Source organism: Micromonospora sp. MGP-C2, assembly GCF_057766525.1.
This window is the reverse complement of sequence record NZ_JBYMEN010000002.1, coordinates 848,170-868,193: the sequence shown is the minus strand read 5'-3', so window position 1 is coordinate 868,193 and position 20,024 is coordinate 848,170. Positions and strand designations below refer to the sequence as shown.

Here is a 20,024-nt window from a genome sequence, read left to right as displayed (position 1 = left end):
CCATGAGTGGTGGCACCGAGGGCCGGGGAATGGCCGAACTCGCCGCGCTGCTGGCCGACGGCACCCGGGCCGGCATCTGCCTCGCGCTGCTCGACGGCCGGGCGTGGACCGCCGGGGAGTTGGCCCGCCGCGCCGGGGTCGCCCCGTCGACGGCCAGCGACCACCTCACCCGACTGGTCCGGGGCGGGCTGCTGGTCGAGGAACGGCAGGGTCGGCACCGCTACCTGCGGCTGGCCGGGCCGTCGGTGGCCCAGCTGATCGAGGACCTGGCCGGGCACGCGCCGACCCCACCCGCGCCGGTCGGGTCGCTGCGGGCCGCCACCGCGAGCGCCGCTCTGGCGTACGCCCGGACCTGCTACGACCACCTGGCCGGGCGCCTCGGTGTGCTGATGTACGACGCGCTGCTCGCCGACGGACGGCTGGACCGGTCCAGCGGGTTGGCGCTGACCGCCGACGGGTGGGCGTGGGCGGCCGACCTGGGCGTACCCGTGCAGGTGCTGCGCACCGCCCGCCGCCCGGTGGTCCGCGACTGCCTCGACTGGACCGAACGCCGCTCGCACCTGGCCGGGGCGCTCGGGGCGGCACTGTGCCGCCGCTTCACCGACCTGGGCTGGATCACCCAGGGCGCCGGCCGCGCGATCCGCCTCACCCCGATCGGTCGCGTCGCCCTGGCCGAGACCCTGCACGTCCCGGACGACACCCTCACCCCCACGTCGCCCCCGACACCCACCAGCGGCCGAGCCTGACCCACCGCCCACCCCGCCAGCGGCCGCCCTCGCGGGGCGCGCGGCGCGGTGCGGGCTTGACTGTTCGGTGGGGAGCGAAGGGTTCGGGTTCTACGGTCGGGCCGTGACTGACAGCTGGTCTGACATCGCTCCCGCTCCCGCAACGCCGGACTGCGGCCCGCCATCGTTCGAACCGGAGCGCGGTTGGTGGGTGACACGGCACGTCGACGTGCGGGCGGCGCTCACCGACCCGGCCTTCCGGGTGCCGGCCGTCGAGAGCGGCCCGCCCGGCACGCTCGCCTGGCTGCGCGCCTCAGTCAGCCGGTTCAGCCCCCCGCAGCAGCACGCCGAGCGCCGGGCGGTCGTGGTGAGCGTGCTGACCGAGCTGGACCCGGACGACCTGCGGCACGAGGCGGCCCGGCTGACCGTCGCTGTCCTGGACCGGGCCGGCGACCGTCTCGACGTGACGCGTGACGTGGCCCGGCCGGTGCCGCTGCGGGTGCTGGCCGGTCGGCTCCGTTTCGCCGATCCGGCAGCCGCCGGGACGGCGGTCGCTGTCGTCGCTGCCGCGTACCACCCGGGGGTTGATCCGGCGCTGGCCCGGCGGGCCGACCAGGCGGTCGCGACGTTGCTGGCGCTCGCGCCGCCGGCCCCGCCGGAGGTACGGGCGAACCTGATCGGTCTGCTGGTCCAGGCGTGCGACGCGACGGCCGGTCTGATCGGTGCCGCCGCCCACCACCTCCTGCCACCGCTCGGCGGCCTGCCGGGCGGTGTGCCCGGGCCGGCGGAGACCGGCGCGATCCTGGCCGAGGTGCTGCGGCTCGACCCGCCGGTGCGGGCGACCCGGCGCGTCACCACCGCCGGGGTACGCCTGGGTGGGCGGGACCTGCCGGCGGGCAGCCCGGTGCTGCTGCGCTTCGACGCCGCCAACCGTGACCCGCTGGTGTTCTGCGAGCCGGCGGCGTTCCGGCCCGGTCGGCCCGGTGCGGGTCTGCTGACCTTCGGGGCGGGGGAGCGCGGCTGCCCCGGCGACCGGCACGCCCTGGCCCTGGCCGCCGGGGTGTTCGACGTGCTGCGCGCACGCTGCCGGCGTCTCCGAGCCGACCTGCGCCACGAGCCGCACCCGACCCTGCGCGTCCCGACGAACCTGGAGGTGAGCGTCCGATGACCGACCGCCGTGCCGACTTCCGCGCCCTGCACCACACCGGCCGACCCCTGCTGCTGCCGAACGCCTGGGACCACGCCTCGGCGGCGGCGCTCGCCGCGCGCGGCCACCCGGCGATCGGCACCACCAGCCTCGGGGTCGCCGCGGCGGCGGGCCGACCCGACGGCACCGCGGCCACCGCGCAGGAGACCCTGGCCCTGGCCCGCCGGCTGGCCAACCTGCCGGTGCTGCTCAGCGTCGACATCGAGGCCGGGTTCAGCGATGATCCGGCGGCGGTCGCCGGGTACGTGGCGGAGCTGGCCGGGCTCGGCGTGGTCGGTATCAACCTGGAGGACGGACGTGCCGACGGCACCCTCACCGAGCCGGACTGCATCGCCGCCAAGGTCGCGGCGGTGAAGGCGGCGGTGCCGGACCTGTTCGTCAACGCCCGGACCGACACCTGGTGGCTGGGGGTGGACGACCCGCTGCCGCAGACTCTCGCCCGGGCCCACGCCTACCGGGCCGCCGGCGCCGACGGGATCTTCGTGCCCGGCATCGTCGACCCGGCCACGCTGCGCGTGCTCACCGGGCGGATCGACGCCCCGGTGAACGCGCTGTACCAGCCGGGTGGACCAGGACTGGACGAGCTGGCCGCCGCGGGGGTTGCCCGGGTCAGCACCGGCTCCCTGCTGTTCCGGGTGGCGCTGGCCGCCGCGCTCGCCGCCGCCGACCAGGTACGCGCCGGCGGGCTCGCGGCGCACGAAGGGCTGCCGTCGTACGCCGAGGTGCAGGGCCTGATGCCGCCGAGCGCCGGTGTCCAACCGGACGGTCGGCTCCCTTAGGAGTAGATAGGAGGATTGTTCGGTCCACTCCGGTCTTGGCAATTACGGTGTGTTACAGGGCGAACCACCCAGTGTCGTGACCGGAGAAGGGACCCCGTCATGCGTGTGCCCAGCCGTAGCCCGGGACAGCAACCCGGTTCGCCCGTGTCGCCCACCGCGCCGGCACGCCGCCGGCCCCCCGGCACGACTCCCCGCCGCGTTCCCACCCCCGAGCCGGACCTGGCCGCCTACCGGACAGCCGTCGCCGAGCTTCTGGTCGAGGTGGGCGCGCTGGCCGACGCGTCGAGCATCCGGGCTCGACAGGTGCTCATCGACGAACGACTGCGCGAGCCGGCGCTCGCCGACGTCCTCGACGCCACCCCGCAGGGGCTGATCGGAGCCCGCGAGACGCTGCTGCTGGAGATGGCCCGCTACCAGCCGAACGACCGCACCTCGGCGCGTGACCTCACCGCGCTGGTCCGGATCTACCTGCTCTCCCGCATCGACGTGCTGTGGTGGCAGGACGCCCCGACGTTCCTCACCGACGACCAGGTCAACGGCAGCGCCGACCTGGTCGACCTGGAGTGGCTGCGCCGCCGCGACCTGCTGGGCTTCCGCTACCAGGAGCAGCCCGCCACCATGCTGGGCCGGGCCGCGCGCGGGCTGCGTCGGCGGCTGCGACCGGACCTCACCCCGCGTACGGCGGGGCTGCTGTTCCGTCGGGCACGACGCGAGGTGGTGGCGCTGCTCAACGACATCGCACGCGAGTTCGCCGCCGCCGCGCCGCCGGCCACCCCGCCGCTGTGGGTGACCAGCCTGGTCCGCAGCGCCGAGCACCAGTACCGGCTGCGCCGCCTGGGGTACGCCGCGATGCTGCCCAGCGGGCACTGCCTCGGCTACTCAGTCGACGTCGAGCTGGCCTGGTTCGAGCGCTTCGGCGCGCGGGACACCCTCGCGGAGGTGCTGCTGAACAGGCAGCGGGCCGGGGAGCTGAACGTGATCGACGAGGGGCAGGCCTGGCACCTGTGCCTCGCGCCCACCGCCCGGCGTCGCCTGCGCCGGGCCTACGAGGCCGAGATGGGGGTCTGACCCCGGTGTGCGGCATCGCGTTGAGCATCGGCCCCGAGGCCGACCCGGCGACGTTCCGGCGGATGCTCGCCGTCCTGGCCCCCCGCGGTGAGGTCACCGAGACCCGGTCCGAGAACAGCCTGCTCGCCGGCACCCGCCGGCTTCGTGTCGTCGACCGGGACCGGGCGGTGCAGCCGTGGACCTCGACCGACGAGCGCTGGCTGCTCTGCTTCAACGGCGAGATTTTCAACTACCGGGAGCTGCGCGCCCAACTGACCCGCCTCGGGCAGGCCTTCCGCACCGAGAGCGACACCGAGGTGCTGCTCGCCGCGTTCCAGCAGTGGGGCGAGGCGGCGGTGACGCGGCTGCGCGGCGAGTACGCCTTCGCGGTCGTCGAGCGGGCCACCGGCCGGACGTACCTGGCCCGCGACCCCATCGGGGTCAAGCCGCTGTACTGGTCCCGCCGGCCCGGCTGCCTGCACCTCGCCTCCGAGGTCAAGGCACTCGTCGGGCACGGTGCCCCGATCGCCGAGGTGCCGCCCGGGCACCACGGTTGGGCCGAGGCGGACGGGCACGTGCGGCTGAACCCGTACGTCGACCTGCTCACCATCGGTGACGGCCTGCCGATCATCGACGACCCGGACGAGGCCGCCCTGCTCGTCCGCGCCGCGCTGAGCGACTCGATCCGGATGCGCGTGGAAACCGACCTGACCGTCGGGGTGGTGCTCTCCGGTGGGCTGGACAGCTCGCTGACGTTGCGGCAGGTGCGCGACATCCACCCGGACTGCGTGGCGGTCACCGTCGGCGCTGCGGACAGCCCCGACGTGGCGTACGCCCGGCGGCTCGCCGCCGACCTCGACGTGCCGCACGTGGTGGTCGAGCTGCGTCCGCGCGACATCCGGCTCGCCGACGTCCGCGAGGCGATCCGGATCTCCGAGCTGACCGAGTACGGCGACATCATCAACGCCGTCGTCTCGGTGCCGATCTTCCGACGGCTCCGCGACCTGGGCATCAAGGTGGTGCTCACCGGCGACGGCTCCGACGAGCTGTTCGGCGGCTACCGGATGTATCACCAGGTCGGCCCGGCCGCGGCGCGCCGACTGTTCCTGCACCGCATCCGCAATCTGTGCCGTACGGAGTTGCAGCGCGTCGACCGGGCCGCCATGGGACACGGGGTGGAGGCGAGGTTGCCGTTCCTCGACCTCAGTGTCGTGGAGCTGGCGATGCGGCTGCCGCTGGACCTGAAGCTGCGCCACGGGCAGGAGAAGTGGATCGTCCGGCGGGCGTTCGCCGACGTGCTGCCCGACTACATCCTGCGCCGCCCGAAGAACCCGATGTCGTACTCGTCGGGGTTGCACGAGCGGGTGCGGCTGTACAAGCCGCTCTTCGCGCGGCTGCACCGCTCGTTCGGCTACGACCTGCAGGAGCCGGTCCGCCGGGACTTCGACAGTGTCCTCAGCCGCTGCGGCAACGACCTGGACCGGGCCATCGCCGACGGGCTGACCCGGCCCGACTACACGGTCCTGGAGCACGCCCGCGACCTGGTCGGCGCGGCCAGGTGGAACGCCGCGCCGATGGTCCGTCGGCTGGTCGGCCCGCGCCCGGCCCGCCGCTGAACCGCCCCGCGGGCCACGCTTGACTCTGACACGGTGTCAGGGACGAGCGTGGAGGGACCATGTTCACCATCGGAGACTTCGCCAGACTCGGCCGCGTGTCGGTGCGGATGCTGCGCCACTACGACAGCATCGGCCTGCTGCGCCCCGCCAGCGTCGACCCGCACACCGGTTACCGCTTCTACCGGGCCGACCAGCTGCGCCGGCTCAACCGGGTGATCGCCCTCAAGGAGCTGGGCCTCACCCTCGAACAGGTGCGCGCGATCGTCGACGACGCCGTCGACGTGGCCGAGCTGCGCGGCATGCTGCGGCTGCGCCGAAGCCAGCTGGCGGAACAGCTGGCCGCCGACAGCGCCCGGTTGACGGCCGTCGAGGCGAGGCTCCGTTTGATCGAGTCGGAGGGTCGGATGACCACCCAGGAGGTCGTACTCAAGGAGATCGTGCCGGTCCGCGTCGCGGAGTTGACCGCTGTCGCGCCCAGTTACCAGGGCGAGGACATCGGCCCGGTGATCCAACCGCTCTACCCGGAGTTGTTCCGTCGGCTGGCCGAGGCGGGGATCACGCCGGCGGGGCCGAGCATCGCCTGGTACGAGCCGGCCCCCGGCGACGACGGCGACGCGGTGGTGGTGCACGCCGGGGTGACCGTGGGGGTCGGGGCGGAGGCCGCCTCCGACGTCGCGGTGGTGGACCTGCCCGCGGTGCGCACCGCCGCGACGATCATCCACCACGGTGCAATGGACGACGTGGAGGAGAGCATGCAGGTCCTCGCCCGGTGGATCGAGGACAACGGCTACCGCACCGACGGGTTCGCCCGGGAGGTCTACCTCGACTACTGCCCGGACGCCCCCGAGAAGGGCGTCACCGAACTCCAGCTCGCCGTCTACCGGGACTGAGTGACCGGCGGACCAACGTCAGGTCCGATCGCCGCCAGCACTCCCGCCGTCACCGCGCCAGGCTGGACCGATGACGAACAGCACCACGTTCCGAGTCCACGCCCTGCCGGCCGCCGCGCTCGACACCGTCCGCCGGACCGGCCGGGACGCTGCCGACCGGCCCGTCGAGTCGCTCCGAGCCGGTGGCGGCGAAGCCCTGCGCTGCTGTCTGCGCGATGCCGACGAGGGTGAGGACCTGCTGCTCTTCGGGTACGCGCCGCCGGGCGCCGCCGGCCCGTACCGGGAGATCGGACCGGTCTTCGCGCACGCCACCGCCTGCCCCGGCCCGGACCCGGCGGGCGGGCACCCGCCGGCCTGGCGGGGGCGACCCCAGGTCCTTCGGGCGTACGACCGGCAGGGCCGCATCTGCGGCGGCCGGCTGCACGACGGCACGGACCCGGAGGGGGTGATCGCCGAGCTGCTGGCCGACCCGACGGCGCGTGAGCTGCACAGCCGCAACGTGGTGTACGGCTGCCTCATGTTCGTCGTGCGGCGGACGACCGGATGACCCTGGCCGTCCTGTCCGCGCCCGATCGCTCAGCTCACCAGCAGCAGCGCGCCGACGGCGGCGAGGGTGCCGGTGACCGCGAGCACCGTGCTGGTCACCACGAACCGGGTCACCGGCACCCTCACCCCGGCGGCCCGGCACCGCTCGAACCACAGCAGGGTGGCCAGTGACGCCCAGGGGGCGGCCAGCGGGCCGACGTTGGTGCCGATCAGCAGGGCCAGCAGACGGGTGTGGTCGCCGGCCGGCAGCACCGACTCCCCGGCCAGGTAGGCGGGGAGGTTGTTCACCGCGTTGGACAGCAAAGCGCCGGTGCCGCCCGCGCGCAGCGCGCCCAGCGCCCCGCCGTCGGCGCCCAGCAGGTTGCCCACCAGGTCGTCCAGCCCGTGCCGGCCGAGGGTCTGCACGACCAGGAACAGGCCGGTGACGAAGAGCAGCAGCCGCACCGGCACCAACCCGGGGCGCAACGTGGCGGGGGACCGGACCACGAAGCCGAGCAGCACCAGCGCGAGCGCGACGGTGGAGGCGAGCCCGATCTCCACCCCGGCGACGATGCCGGCGACGAAGAGCAGGCATCCGGCGAGCGCGGTGCGGTGCAGCACCGGATCGGCCGGTACGTGCCGGGCCGGCGCAACGAACCGTCCCCCGACCGGCCGCTCGCGCCGCCACCAGGCGTACCAGAGCAGCGCCATGGTGACCGCCACCGCGGCGAGCTGCGGCAGCGCCATCCGCTCGGCGTACGCCAGCGGTGTCAGTCCGACCCGGTCGGCGGCCAGCAGGTTGGTCAGGTTCGACACCGGCAGCAGCAGGCTGGCGGTGTTCGCCAGCCAGACGGTGGTGACCGCGAGCGGGGCGGCGGGGACGCGCAGGTTGCGGGCCAGCGCGAGCAGCACCGGGGTGAGCAGCACTGCGGTGGTGTCGAGGTTGAGCACGAGGGTGGTCACCGTGGCCAGCCCGCCGCAGAGCAGGAAGAGGGCAGCCCACCTGCCCCGGGCGGCGATGGCCAGCCGGCTGGCCAGCACGTCGAAGACGCCGGCGACGGCGGTCAGCTCGGCGAGCACGATCACGGTGCCGAGGAAGAGCAGCAGCGGCAGGATCCGCTGCACTGTCGCGGTGGTCTCCGCGCGGGGCAGCAGGCCGCTCAGCGCGCAGGCCGCGCCGACCACGGCCAGGACGACCGCGACCAGGTCCAGCGGGTGGGGTCGCCAGCGCCTGGTCGGCTCGGGCGGTGCGGGCGGCGCATCGGCGACGGCGGCAAGCTTCACGTCTGACGACGTTCGCATGACGGTCGGTCTGCCGCCCGCGCTGGCACCGCCGTCGTGACCAGCCCCACCATCGCCGGGGGAGCGCGGCCGGCCGGGCGAGGTGGCCCGGTGCGGGGGAACCAGACAGACCGGGCGGACCTGCCCGAACACGACCGGGCCCGGCCCCCAGGGATCGGGGGCCGGGCCCGGTTTCGTGCTTCGGTGCCTACCAGCCCAGGTAGCTGGGCTGGGTCTGCACGTTGAGCTCCTTGTAGCGGGTCAGGTTGGCCGTCCAGGTACGCCAGTCGTTCAGCTCCAGGACGTCCAGGCCCTTCACCATGTCGTTGGAGTAGATGTGGCCGTTGTAGTAGTACGCGGACCAGGTGCCACCACCGACGGGCCTGTCGGCCGACAGCGGACCGCGCTCCCAGAAGGCGATCTCCTTCGGCTTGGCCGAGTCGGTGAAGTCCCAGACCGAGATGCCACCCTGGTACCACGCCTGGACCATGATGTCCTTACCGAGCACCGGGATCAGCGAGCCGTTGTGCGCCACGCAGTTCTCGGTGTCGGAGTTGTTGCGGGGGATCTTGTAGTAGCTGCGGAAGTTCATCTTCCGAGCGTCACCGCGACCGCTGATGTCATAGATGGCATCCGCGCCCCGGGTCGGTCCGACGGCCTCGTTGCAGGTCGCGGCGCCGCCGCCACCCAGCTCGTCGGTGAAGATCACCTTGGTGCCGGCGTTGTTGAAGGTGGCCGAGTGCCAGAACGCGAAGTTGACCGTGTCGCGGACCCGGTTGATGACCCGCGGCTTCTCGCGGTTCTTGATGTCGAGCAGGATGCCGTCACCCATGCACGCGCCGGCGGCCAGGTCCTTGGCCGGGTAGACGGTGATGTCGTGGCAGCCGGTGGTCGCCGAGCCGGTCTCACTGCCCGGGAAACCGCCGTCCGGGAAGAGGTTCGGGGCTGCGATCACCGCGGCGTCGGTCGGCTTCTTCACCGGCACCTTGATGATGGAGATCGAGTCGTGCGGCGGCTGGCAGTCCGGGAACTCGGCCCGCGGGCTGTACGACGAGACGTACAGGTAGACCGTCTTGCCGCTCTTGCCCGGCACCAGGGTGTGGGTGTGTGAGCCGCAGGCCGTCTCGACGGACTTGACGTACCGCGGGTTTGCCTTGTCCTTGATGTCGAAGACCTTGATGCCCTCCCAGGACTCCTTCACGTCCGCCCCCTGCGTGGTGCTGTTGCAGGAGTCGTCGCTGCGGGACGAGTCGGTGGAGAGGAAGAGCAGGTCACCGTGGACGGAGATGTCGTTCTGCGACCCCGGGCAGAGCACCCGGGACACGACCGTTGGCGCGCTCGGCCGCGAGATGTCGTAGATGACGAAGCCGTTGTAGTTGCCCGCGAAGGCGTACTTGCCCTGGAAGGCGATGTCGCTGTTGGTCGCGTCCAGTGGGGCGACCTTCGGCACGTTGGCGATCTGACGCAGGTTGGGGCTGCTCACGATCTCGTCGACGCCGGGGATCGTGTTGGTGGGGGCGGCAGCTGTCGCCGCCTGGGGCACCACCTGGGCGTTGCTCGCCGGGGCGACGAGGACGCCGGCGACGAGGAAACCGGTCGCGGCGAGCGCCACGATGCGGAGTTGTCGTAACCGTGGCTTGTGGAGTCTGATCATCGGCGAGGCCCTTCGCAAGGGGAAGACGATGGTCGACACCTTACCGTCCGGAGAAGAACGTCGATGTGACCTGTGTCACATGAAAGTGTCTTCTTCAATGGATAACATCGCGATGACCTCGACCCCAGGGAGTTGCCCATGACCAACCGGCGTGCACGAACCCTGGCGATCGTCACACTGGCGCTTGTGCTGCCGCTGGTGGCCTTCATCGTGATCCGCTCCGGGGACGACACCGCAACGGGGGCTGCGCGGCCGGCCTCCGCGCCCGCCACCTCGGCGCCCCCCGCGTCGCCCTCGGCCAGCCCCGTGCCCACCGACCTGACCGTCATCGCGCCCGGTCGTCCGGGTGAGTCCGCGACCACCCGCGCGGCCCACGAGGTCCGCGACGCCGGCCCGGCGCCGCACAACTCGTTGGACGTCTGGTTCGTGCGGATGATGATCCCGCACCACGCGCAGGCTCTGGCGATGGCGGAACTCGCCCCCGACCGGGCCGCCGACCCCGACATCCGCGCGCTCGCCGACCGCATTCGCGCCAGCCAGGGGCCGGAGATGGGCATGATGCGGGGCTGGCTCCAGACCCGCGGGCTCCCGGCGGAGGTCCAGGGGCACGACCACGGCACCATGCGTGGCATGCAGACGCCCGAGGCGATGCGGCAGCTCGCCGCGACCCGTGGCGCGGACTTCGACCGGCTCTTCGTGCGGATGATGACCGAGCATCACGAGGGCGCCATCGAGATGGCCACCAACCTGCTCAAGGTCGGTTCCGACCTGACGCTCAACGAGTTCGCCAACTCGGTCGCCACCGAGCAGACCGTCGAGATCGACCGCATGCGTGAGGTCCTCGGGGGCTGAGCCCGGCCTCCCGGCACGTACGCTGGGTGACCGTGAGACGCACCATGTTCGGTCGGCCGTTGCGCGGCGTCGCCTTCGACGTGGCCGTGTCCGCCCTGGTGGCGCTCGTCAGCCTGACCGCGGCGGTGAACCAGCCCGGCGGCTGGGCGGCCACCCTGGTCGGTGTGGCAATGGCGGCGGCGCTGGTGTTGCGCCGCACCCACCCGAGCGCGGTGACCGTGGTGGTCGCGGCGCTCGCCCTGGTCCAGGTGATCGCCGGGTGGGGCCCGCTCGTCTACGACATCGCCGTCCTGATCGCGCTCTACAGCGTGGTGAAGTACGGCGAACGGCTCCGCGACGGCGTGGTGGCCGGCGCGGTCGCCGCCGTCGGTGTGCTGCTCGCCGCCGCGCAGACCCCCCACGTCGTCCAGTGGTGGATCACCGCGCTGTGGTACGCGCTGGTCACCGGCGCGGTGTGGTTGGTGGCGCTGAACGTGCGGACCCGGCGGCTCTACGTGCTCAGCCTGGAGGAACGCGCCACGACCCTGGAACGCGAACGGGAGGCCGAGTCCCGGGCGGCGGTCGCCGAGGAGCGCACCCGGATCGCGCGTGAGCTGCACGACGTGGTCGCCCACAGCATGGCGGTGATGATCGTCCAGGCGGACGGCGCCCGGTTCATGCTCGACCGTGACCCCGCCCAGGCGCGCACCGCCGTCAAGGTGGTCGCGGACACCGGCCGGCAGGCACTGGAGGAGATGCGCCGGCTGGTCGGCGTCCTGCGCGACGCCGGCCCGGGTGGCGCCGCAGACGGGGCCGACGGGCTCGTGGTGGCCGCCGACCCGGAGCACCGGCGCCTGGCCCTGGCCGAGTTGCCCGACCTGCTGACCCGGTTCGGCGACGCCGGGCTGCGCATCCGCAGCACCGTCACCGGCGCGCCGCCGGCCCTGCCCCCGGGCCTGGAGCTGACCGTCTACCGGGTGGTGCAGGAGGCACTGACCAACGCGCTCAAGCACGCCGGCGTCGGCGCCGGCGTCGAGGTCTGCCTGGCCTACACCGCCGAGGCCGTCGTCGTCCGGGTGGTCGACAACGGCCAGGGCCGCCCGCTGGTCAGCCCCACTCCGTCGGGTGGTCACGGCCTGCTCGGCATGCGGGAGCGGGTGACGGTGTACGACGGCAGCCTCACCGCCGGCCCCCGACCCGTCGGGGGCTGGCAGGTCGAAGTGCGGCTACCACTACCGTCGGAGCCGGCAACGGAGGTGATCGCGGCATGACGATCCGGGTGGTGATCGTGGACGACCAGGCGCTGGTCCGCGCCGGGTTCCGGATGGTGCTGGACTCCCAGCCCGACCTGGAGGTGGTCGGCGAGGCGATCGACGGCGCGGACGCCCTGCGGGTGCTCGCCCGCACCGAGGCGGACGTCGTCGTGATGGACATCCGCATGCCGACCATGGACGGGGTGGAGGCGACCCGGCGGCTCTGCGCCGACCGGCCCGCCGGCCCGCCCCGGGTGCTGGTCCTGACCACCTTCGACACCGAGGCCGACGCGTTCGCGGCCCTCCAGGCCGGCGCGAGCGGTTTCCTGCTCAAGAACGTCCCACCGGAGGAACTGCTCGCCGCGATCCGGGTGGTCGCCCAGGGCGACTCCGTGGTGGCCCCGTCGATCACCCGGCGGTTGCTGGACCGTTTCGCCGGGCAACTCGGTGCCGGCCCGAGCGCCGACCCCCGGCTGACGCAGCTCACCGACCGGGAACGGGAGGTGCTGCTGCTGGTCGCCCAGGGGCTGTCCAACGCGGAGATCGCCGCCCGGGTGCACGTGGCCGAGGCGACGGTCAAAACCCACGTCGGGCGGATCCTGGCGAAACTCCAGCTGCGTGACCGGGTCCAGGCGGTGGTCCTGGCGTACGAGAGCGGGCTGGTCACACCCGGCGGATGACCCCGCGTACGACCTGGGTCGTAGCGGCCGACGTGTGCATCGCGACCCGGGACGCACGCAGGTCGAGCGCACAGGTGGAGATGGACGAACCGACACCGGCCATAGCGTCGGAGGTGTCCGATCCGCCACCTGCACCGGGAGCCCCGCTTGATCCGCCTGACCCTGCGCTCGCTGCGTGCCGAAGCCCTGCGCATGCTGCTCTCCGCGCTGGCCGTCGTGCTCGGTGTCGCGTTCGTCGCCGGCACCATGATCTTCGTCGACGGGATGCGCGCCGGCACGTACGAGCGGGCCGGCACCTTCGACCGCCACACCGACCTGGGCGTCTACTCGGCCGGCCGTGAGCTGCTGCCCCCGACCCTGGTCGATGAGGTGCGCGCGGTCGACGGGGTGGCCGCCGCAGCCGGTGAGCTGACCAACACCGCCGGGGTCGTCGGCGTCGACGGTCGCCCGGTGCTCGGCTTCACCGTGCTCGCCGCCATCCCCACCGAGGACGCCCTGCGCTCGTACGACGTGGTCGCCGGCCGACTGCCCGACCGTGCCGGGGAGGTGGTGCTGGACGCGCCGACGGTCGCCAAGGAGGGCTTCGTGCTCGGCACGCCGGTCCGCGTCGGCGGTTCCGGTGGCCCGGCCCGCCCGTACACCCTGGTCGGCACCGTCGACGTGGCTGGCACCGCCCGCGACGTCGGCGGTCCGTTCGTCGGGATGGTCGGGCCGGACGCGCTGGCTCTCACCGGCGAGCGCGGCTACGGCCGCATTCTGGTGGCGGCCCGACCGGGGGCCTCCGTCTCGGCGCTGACCGACCGTGTGCGCGCCGCGGCGGGCGCCGAAGCCACAGTGAAGAGTCGCCAGCAGATCCTCGACGAGGCCGTCGAGGACGCGGTGCGCAACGTGGACCAGTTCCGGATGCTGTTGCTGATCTTCGTCGGGGTCGCCGTGGTGGTGGCGGGCTTCGTGATCGCCAACACCTTCGCGATCGTGCTGGCCCAGCGCACCCGGCGTACCGCGCTGCTGCGCCTGATCGGGGCGACCCGCGGGCAGGTCTTCCGGGCCGCCGTGCTGGAGTCGGCAGTGCTGGGGCTGGTCGCCTCCGCGCTCGGGGTGCTGCTCGGCGTGAGCCTCGCCGGCGGGATGGGGCTGGTGATGTCCCGACTGGACGTGCCGGTCGCCGGTGGCCTGACCGTGTCCGGTTCGACAGTCCTGACCGGCCTGCTGCTGGGTACCGCGCTGACCGTGTGCGCCGCCCTGCTGCCGGCCTGGCGGGGGACGCGGGTCGCCCCGGTGGCCGCGCTGACCGATGCCGCGGTGCAGCCCGCCCGCAGTGCTGGTCGGGTACGCCTGACCTTCGGCGCGGTGGTGCTGGCCATCGGGGTCGCGGCGCTGGTCGGCGCTGCCAGCGCCGGCCAACTGATCCTGGTGGCCGGCGGCGGGGTGCTGGCCTTCTTCGGGATCGTCCTGTTCGGACCGGTGCTCGTTCCGGCCCTGGCCCGGGTGTTCGGCTGGCCGGCACGGCGCGTGCTCGGGGCGACCGGAGCGCTGGCAGTCGCCAACACGGTCCGTAACCCGCGGCGCGTCGCCGCGACCGCCACCGCCCTGGTGATCGGGATCGGACTGGTGTCGGCGTTCATGGTCGGTGCCCGCAGCACCAAGGACGGCATCGAACGCAGCGTGGACGCCCAGATCGGGACCGACTTCGTGGTCAGCGGTATCGGTCAGGATCTGCCTGGCGCGCTCGCCGGTGAGCTTGCCGCCCGCCCCGAGTTGGGTGTGGTGCACGAGCAGCGCAGCACGGTCGTCGCCGACGTCGAGATCCGCGCGGCCCACCCGGCGCTGGTCGGCCGGACGCTGGAGCGGGTGCTCGCCGGCGACGCCGGTCGGGTCGGGCCGGGGCAGGTGCTGGTCCACCGCGAGCTGGCGCAGGCCCGCGGCTGGCAGGTCGGCTCGCCGGTGACCGTCCAGGGCCGGTCGTTCCGGGTGGCCGCCGTGGTCACCGACGACACCCGCTCCGACGGCGCGCCCGTCGGGCACGTCATCGACATGGCCGACGAGGACTTCGCGGCGCTCTTCCCCGCCCAGCGCGGTTACCTGGCCGAGATCGACCCCGCCACCGGCGTGAGCGCCGAACGGGCCCGGGACGCGATCGAGGCGGTGCTGGGCCGCTACCCGACGGTGAACCTGATGGACCAGGGGGCGTACAAGAAGATGCTGACCGGCACCGTCGACATGCTGCTCGTCCTCGTCACCGCGCTGCTCGGCCTGGCCGTGGTGATCGCCCTGGTCGGTGTGGCGAACACGCTGAGCCTGTCGGTGGTCGAGCGCACCAGGGAGAACGCCGTGCTGCGGGCGGTCGGGCTCACCCGAGGGCGCATGCGGGCGGTGCTCGCCATCGAGGCGGTGCTGATGGCGCTGGTCGGCGCGGTGCTCGGGGTGGGACTGGGCACCGGGGTCAGCGCCTCCGCGATGGCACTCCTGACCCGCCTCGGCGGGGACTTCCACGTGGTGCTGCCGCTCGGCCAGCTCGGGCTGACCCTCGGCGTCGCGGTGCTGGCCGCCCTGCTCGCCTCGGTGCTGCCCGCCCGCCGGGCGCTGTCCCGCCCGGTCGTCGAGGCGCTCGCCGACCAGTGACCGATGCGGTCCCTGCCGGGCGCGACCCGAACGGACATCCGCCGGCCGGCCCCGCCATCTTCCCCAGCGGCGGGACCGGCCAGCGGTGCCGGGTCTACAGGCGCTCGACCATCGGGCCGACGCAACGGTTGCGGGTGTCGAAGACGTAGCGGGCGTGCCGCACCACGAGGTCGTAGTCGATGCTGTCGTGGTCGGTGACCACCACCACCCCGTCGGCGGCGCTCACCTCCCGCTCCGAGAGCCCGACCACTGTGACGCCGGCCGGGATCTGGTGCGGCTCGGCGTACGGCTCCACCGCGTGGACCTCGGCGCCGAGGGCCTGCAGGCGGCGGGCCACGTCGACCGCGGGGGAGTCCCGCATGTCGCCGGTGTTCTTCTTGTACGCCAGACCGAGCAGCAGCAGTCGTGCGCCGCTGACGGCCCGGCCGCTCCGGTTCAGCCCCGCCATGATCCGCTGCGCGACGTGCTCGGGCATCTCGTGGTTGATGTCGTTGGCCAACTCGATGAACCGGAACTGCCGGCCGAGGCGGCGCTTGACCTGCCACGACAGGTAGCAGGGGTCGATCGGCAGGCAGTGCCCGCCGACGCCGGGGCCGGGCCGGAACGGCATGAAGCCGAACGGCTTGGTCTCTGCGGCGTCGATGGCCTGCCAGACGTCGATGTCGAGGTGGTGCGAGAGCATGGTCAGCTCGTTGATCAGCGCGATGTTGACCTGGCGGAAGGTGTTCTCGATCAGCTTGGTCAGCTCGGCCACGCGGGTGGAGTCCACCGGCACGGTGCGGTGCACGAGGCGCTGGTAGAACTCGTCCACCCGGGTCAGTGACGCCGGGTCCACACCGGAGACGACCTTCGGCGTGTTCTCCAGCCGCCAGTCCGGGTTGCCCGGGTCGATCCGCTCGGGGCTGTAGCCGAGGTGGAAGTCACCGGGGCTGGTCAGCCCGCTGGCCGATTCCAACAGCGGGCGCAGCAGCTCCTCGGTGGTGCCGGGGTACGTGGTCGACTCCAGGATCACCGTGCAACCCGGCCGGACGTACGGGCCGATGCCGACGCCGGCCTGCTCGACGAAGCTCAGGTCGGGGGTGCCGTCGCGCAGTGGGGTCGGCACCGTGATGACGCAGATGTCGAAATCCTCGGCGTCGGTGTACTCCGTGCTGGGGTGGTACCGGCCGCTGCTCAACGCCCGGCCCAGCCGGTCGGTCGGGATGTCCTCGATGAACGACTCACCGGAGGCGAGACGCTTCACCCGATCGGCATCGACGTCGAGGCCGACCACGTCCAGCCCGGCCTCGACGGCACGCATGGCCAGCGGCAGTCCGACGTACCCCTGACCGATCACGACCAGCTTTTCAGCGCTCACCCAGGCTCCTGCGGCAGATGGTGGAAATGACCTGCAGAGAGCCTAGAGGCGTCTTCGGCGACGTAAGTCCGTTTTGGGGATATCGGTGCTGGTGGGACTGGGCGGTCAGCCGCCCATCGGGTCCTCCGGCGCGGTCGGTGGGCTCGTGGTGGGGGTCGGATCGGTCGCGGGTGGCGGGTTGCTCGGCGTACTGGGGTTCGGCGGATCGCTGGGCGGCGCGGTGGTGACCGTCGGCGCCGGCGTCGGCGGGGCGGTCGTCTGGCTCGGCTGGATGCTCGGCGTGGCGGAGACCGGGGCCGACGGGGAGGTGTTGGGGACCGGGCCCCGATCGGGTCGGCTCGGGTCGTCGGTGGCGACCTGCTCGTTCGCGGCCGGCAGGTCCAGCGGCCCGCTCGGCCTCACCGTCGGTGAGGTGGTCGGCAGATTGACCGCCGGGTCATCATCGGCGGCGTTGCGCGCCGCGCCCAGTGCGGCACCGAGCCCGACCAGCGCGACCAGCATGGCCGCCGCCGCACCGACCAGCGGGCCTCGCCGACGCTGACGCCCGGCCTGTGCCCCACTCGCCACCGCCGCGCCGGCCGGCACGTCGGTGCGGGTGCCCGGGCCGGCTTCGCGCAACGAAACCGCCGCTGCCATCGCCGTCGGCGGCTCGCCGCCGGTGACCGCGGTCCGGGCGGCCTCGGCCATCGCCGCAGCGCTGCTGAACCGGTCGAGCGGGTCCTTGGCCAGGGCCCGGGACACCAGGGCCCGGACCGCCTCCGGGATGTCGTGCGGCAGCTCGGGTGGTTCGTCGTCCAGGTGTCGCACGGCGACCTGGAGCGGGTTGTCGCCGGTGAACGGGGGACTGCCGGTGAGGCAGCAGTAGGTGACCGCACCCAGCGCGTAGATGTCGGTGGCGCCACTGACCGGCCGGCCGGCGGCCTGCTCGGGGGCCATGTAGAGGGCGGTGCCGGGCACCGCGTTGGCGCTGGTGATGCTGGTGATGTCGGTGGAACGGGCCACCCCGAAGTCCACCAGGACGACAGTGCCGTCCTCGTGCACCAGCAGGTTGCTGGGCTTGACGTCGCGGTGCACGATGCCACCGCGGTGTGCCGCGTTCAGCGCGGCGGCCGCCTGGGCCACGATCGACATCGTCTCGGCCACGTCGAGCCGGCCGGCCGTCTCGATCCGCTTGGACAGCGGCTCGCCGGCGACGAACTCCATGACGAGGTAGTCCGCCCGCCCGCCGTCGGGCAGATCATCCGCGCCGCAGTCGAAGACCTGGACGATGCCGGGGTGCCGCAGCGCCGCCATGATCCGGGCCTCGGCCCGGAACCGGGCGATGAAGTCGGGGTCGGAGACCAGCGCCGGCAGCAGGACCTTGACCGCGACCTGCCGGCCGAGGACCAGGTCGGAGGCACGCCAAACGTCGCCCATACCGCCGGTGGCGACACGTTCGTCCAAGCGGTACCGACCGCTGAGCACGACCTCCGATGACAACACCGCATTACCGTACCTAGAGCAGCGCCGCGCGGCGCGCCGCGGCCGGCCAGCCGACGGGTCATACACGTCGGGTCATCCGGCTTGACCTCTGTGGACGCTGCGTCTCTGTGACCAGGCCGCGACGGGGTGTGACGACAACTGACATATTTCGGCATGGGAACGCTGGATGGTCGCAAAAAACCACCGTCGGGCACAGAGCGCACCCCCTGGCGACTGCCTGTTACGGCAACGCGCCGTCCCGCCGGGTTGATAATTGTCACTCTTCCGTGACACGGTGCCGACTTGCTCGTCGGTGGTCCCCCTCCTAGCGTTAGCCCGGCTCGGGCCCGCCCGGCGATCTCGGCGCGCGGTCGAGCCGCGTCGCCCACCCTGGCGTCGGCCCCGGACGTCCCGCCCGGGCCACTCCGGTAGCGGGCGCGATCAGATCGGCGGGGGGCGGTGCGGGTGCGGGAGTTGGTCGGCGGGTCCTCTCGTACCGCGTGGTCTGCCTTTGCCCGGCGGATCGGGCCGGCGCGCCCCGGGCAGTGCACGGGTTGCGGATGACCGGCGACCTGTCGGAAGCGGTCGGCGCGGCACAGAGCGGGGACGAGGAGGCCTTCCGCTTCCTCTACCGCAGCCTCCAGCCGGGCCTGCTGCGCTATCTGACCGCGCTGGTCGGCGCGGACGCCGAGGACGTCGCCTCCGAGACCTGGCTGCAGATCTCCCGTGACCTGCCCAGCTTCACCGGCGGCGAGTTCCGCGCCTGGACCGTCACCATCGCCCGCAACCGGGCGATGGACCATCTGCGCCGAATGCGCCGCCGCCCGTCACTTCCGGTCCCGGTGCAGGCGCTCGCCGACCTCGCCAGCGACGCGGACACCGCCGAGGGGGCCAGCGAGACGATCGGCACCGAGACCGCCCTGGCGCTGATCGCGACCCTGCCTCCCCGCGAGGCCGAAGCCGTCCTGTTGCGGGCGGTGATCGGGCTCGACGCGGGGTCCGCGGGCCGTGTGCTCGGTCGTCGGGCCGGTGCCGTTCGGACCGCCGCCCACCGAGGCCTGCGGCGGCTCGCGGCACTGCTGGAGCGCGAGGGCCCGGCCGGGTTGTCCGTCGGTGTCGAGGGGGTGCCGGCGCCCCGCCCCGCCAGCAGTCCAGCCCTGCGAACGCCGCACACCGAGCCGGCGGACGGCTGACGTGAGGGGATTTCCGATGAACCCGTTCCGGCGGGCCGACCATGCCGAAACCGACCGGCTGCTCGACTCCGCCCACGGCAGCTCCGACACCGCCCCGGGCCAGGCCCACACCCCCTCGACGTCCGTCCCGGAGTCCGCCCCCGCCGAGCCGGTGGCGCGGCTGCTCGCCGCGGCCGCCGGCCCGGGCCTCCCGCGAGAGTTGGCTGGCGAGGACGCGGCCGTTGCCGCGTTCCTGGCGGCCCGAGCAGACCCGACGCCGTCGGTGTCGCACCGGCCGCGCGGTCGCCGTCTGACGGCTGGCGCGGCGGCCTGGATCGGTGCGGTGGCCGTCACCGCGACGGCGGGTGCGGCCTTCGCCGCGGTCAGTCAGGACTGGGTGCCCGACCCGGGCGCACCGGAGCCGACCCGCACGTCACCAACCCCGGGCCAGGATTCTCCCCGGTCCGGCGAGCCCAGTCGGTCGCCGTCCTCCCCGGGCACCCCGTCGGCCGGCACCCCGTCGCCCCGCCCGCCGTCGCCCGGCACGCCATCTGCCCCGGGCGCACCATCGGCGCAGACCGCGCCCGGCGGGTCGTTGCACGGTCTGTGCCGCGCCTGGCTGGCCAAGAAGCCCGACCAGCGGGACAAGGCGCTGCGAACACCGGCCTACGAGAGGCTGGTGACGGCCGCGGGCAGTGCCGGCCAGGTCGAGGAGTACTGCCGGCGGCTGGTGCCCGAGGAGAAGCCGTCGGAACCGGCGAAGGTCAGCCCGCCACCCCCACCGACGGGCCGCCCCACCCCGCAGTGATCGGCCGGCGGCCGGGGGCGGTCTGTTCCGCCCTGCGTCGGAAATTCGTCTGTTAGACAGAAGTTGGTGGCGCCGTGCACGCCCCCGACGGTGTCGGTGGGTGGGTTTACGGTGGC

Annotated in this window: 17 protein-coding genes; 13 read left to right on the top strand and 4 right to left on the bottom strand. The window is 73.3% G+C overall.

The window, feature by feature from the left end; genetic code table 11:
• Positions 1-2 precede the first annotated feature (2 nt).
• From AC3CF1_RS03685 to AC3CF1_RS03655, 7 genes are all read left to right on the top strand, one after another.
• Positions 3-746 carry an ArsR/SmtB family transcription factor gene (locus tag AC3CF1_RS03685; protein ID WP_099853797.1) on the top strand — a complete coding sequence of 248 codons (744 nt, stop codon included), beginning with the start codon at positions 3-5 and terminating at the stop codon, positions 744-746.
• Between the two features lie 190 nt (positions 747-936).
• Positions 937-1,893 carry a cytochrome P450 gene (locus AC3CF1_RS03680; RefSeq protein WP_488449529.1) on the top strand — a complete coding sequence of 319 codons (957 nt, stop codon included), beginning with the start codon at positions 937-939 and terminating at the stop codon, positions 1,891-1,893.
• A complete protein-coding gene (locus AC3CF1_RS03675; protein ID WP_488449528.1) occupies positions 1,890-2,711 on the top strand; it encodes an isocitrate lyase/PEP mutase family protein in 822 nt (273 codons plus the stop codon). The genes AC3CF1_RS03680 and AC3CF1_RS03675 overlap by 4 nt, the downstream gene beginning before the upstream one ends.
• Positions 2,712-2,810: 99 nt before the next feature.
• Positions 2,811-3,779 carry a DUF5715 family protein gene (locus AC3CF1_RS03670; protein WP_488449527.1) on the top strand — a complete coding sequence of 323 codons (969 nt, stop codon included), beginning with the start codon at positions 2,811-2,813 and terminating at the stop codon, positions 3,777-3,779.
• 5 nt (positions 3,780-3,784) lie between these two features.
• Entirely contained in the window at positions 3,785-5,374 is a 1,590-nt protein-coding gene (locus AC3CF1_RS03665; protein WP_488449526.1) for an asparagine synthetase B family protein, read from the top strand.
• 59 nt (positions 5,375-5,433) lie between these two features.
• Positions 5,434-6,264: a MerR family transcriptional regulator gene (locus tag AC3CF1_RS03660; RefSeq protein ID WP_488449525.1), complete on the top strand. Its 831-nt coding sequence runs from the start codon at positions 5,434-5,436 to the stop codon at positions 6,262-6,264.
• Between the two features lie 70 nt (positions 6,265-6,334).
• Complete coding sequence (locus AC3CF1_RS03655) at positions 6,335-6,811, top strand: DUF1203 domain-containing protein (protein WP_488449524.1); 477 nt, start codon at positions 6,335-6,337, stop codon at positions 6,809-6,811.
• Positions 6,812-6,840: 29 nt separating this feature from the next.
• On the opposite strand, the gene AC3CF1_RS03650 is transcribed toward AC3CF1_RS03655, so the two are convergent.
• Both AC3CF1_RS03650 and AC3CF1_RS03645 read right to left on the bottom strand, forming a co-directional pair.
• Positions 6,841-8,091: an ArsB/NhaD family transporter gene (locus tag AC3CF1_RS03650; protein ID WP_488449523.1), complete on the bottom strand. Its 1,251-nt coding sequence runs from the start codon at positions 8,089-8,091 to the stop codon at positions 6,841-6,843.
• Between the two features lie 187 nt (positions 8,092-8,278).
• Positions 8,279-9,724, bottom strand: coding sequence for an LVIVD repeat-containing protein (locus AC3CF1_RS03645; protein ID WP_488449522.1), 1,446 nt, complete (start codon positions 9,722-9,724; stop codon positions 8,279-8,281).
• Between the two features lie 138 nt (positions 9,725-9,862).
• On the opposite strand from AC3CF1_RS03645, the gene AC3CF1_RS03640 reads away from it, so the two are divergent.
• From AC3CF1_RS03640 to AC3CF1_RS03625, 4 genes are all read left to right on the top strand, one after another.
• Positions 9,863-10,576, top strand: coding sequence for a DUF305 domain-containing protein (locus tag AC3CF1_RS03640; protein ID WP_210795564.1), 714 nt, complete (start codon positions 9,863-9,865; stop codon positions 10,574-10,576).
• Positions 10,577-10,602: 26 nt separating this feature from the next.
• Positions 10,603-11,826, top strand: coding sequence for a sensor histidine kinase (locus AC3CF1_RS03635; RefSeq protein ID WP_355162965.1), 1,224 nt, complete (start codon positions 10,603-10,605; stop codon positions 11,824-11,826).
• The gene (locus AC3CF1_RS03630; RefSeq protein ID WP_099853774.1) at positions 11,823-12,488 is read left to right on the top strand and encodes a response regulator; all 666 of its coding nucleotides are present in this window, start codon (positions 11,823-11,825) and stop codon (positions 12,486-12,488) included. Before AC3CF1_RS03635 ends, AC3CF1_RS03630 begins: the two co-directional genes overlap by 4 nt.
• A gap of 147 nt (positions 12,489-12,635) precedes the next feature.
• Positions 12,636-15,110 (top strand): ABC transporter permease, encoded by a 2,475-nt coding sequence (locus AC3CF1_RS03625; RefSeq protein ID WP_354981988.1) that lies wholly within the window; start codon positions 12,636-12,638, stop codon positions 15,108-15,110.
• A gap of 94 nt (positions 15,111-15,204) precedes the next feature.
• Here AC3CF1_RS03625 and AC3CF1_RS03620 read toward each other — a convergent pair whose 3' ends face one another.
• A complete protein-coding gene (locus AC3CF1_RS03620) occupies positions 15,205-16,467 on the bottom strand; it encodes a nucleotide sugar dehydrogenase (protein WP_354981987.1) in 1,263 nt (420 codons plus the stop codon).
• Positions 16,468-16,572: 105 nt separating this feature from the next.
• Positions 16,573-17,949 (bottom strand): serine/threonine-protein kinase, encoded by a 1,377-nt coding sequence (locus AC3CF1_RS03615; protein WP_354981986.1) that lies wholly within the window; start codon positions 17,947-17,949, stop codon positions 16,573-16,575.
• A gap of 539 nt (positions 17,950-18,488) precedes the next feature.
• Between AC3CF1_RS03615 and AC3CF1_RS03610 the strand changes: the two genes are divergently transcribed.
• Positions 18,489-19,121 (top strand): RNA polymerase sigma factor, encoded by a 633-nt coding sequence (locus AC3CF1_RS03610; RefSeq protein ID WP_354981985.1) that lies wholly within the window; start codon positions 18,489-18,491, stop codon positions 19,119-19,121.
• A gap of 16 nt (positions 19,122-19,137) precedes the next feature.
• Positions 19,138-19,908 (top strand): hypothetical protein, encoded by a 771-nt coding sequence (locus AC3CF1_RS03605; RefSeq protein ID WP_488449521.1) that lies wholly within the window; start codon positions 19,138-19,140, stop codon positions 19,906-19,908.
• The last annotated feature ends 116 nt before the right edge of the window (positions 19,909-20,024 follow it).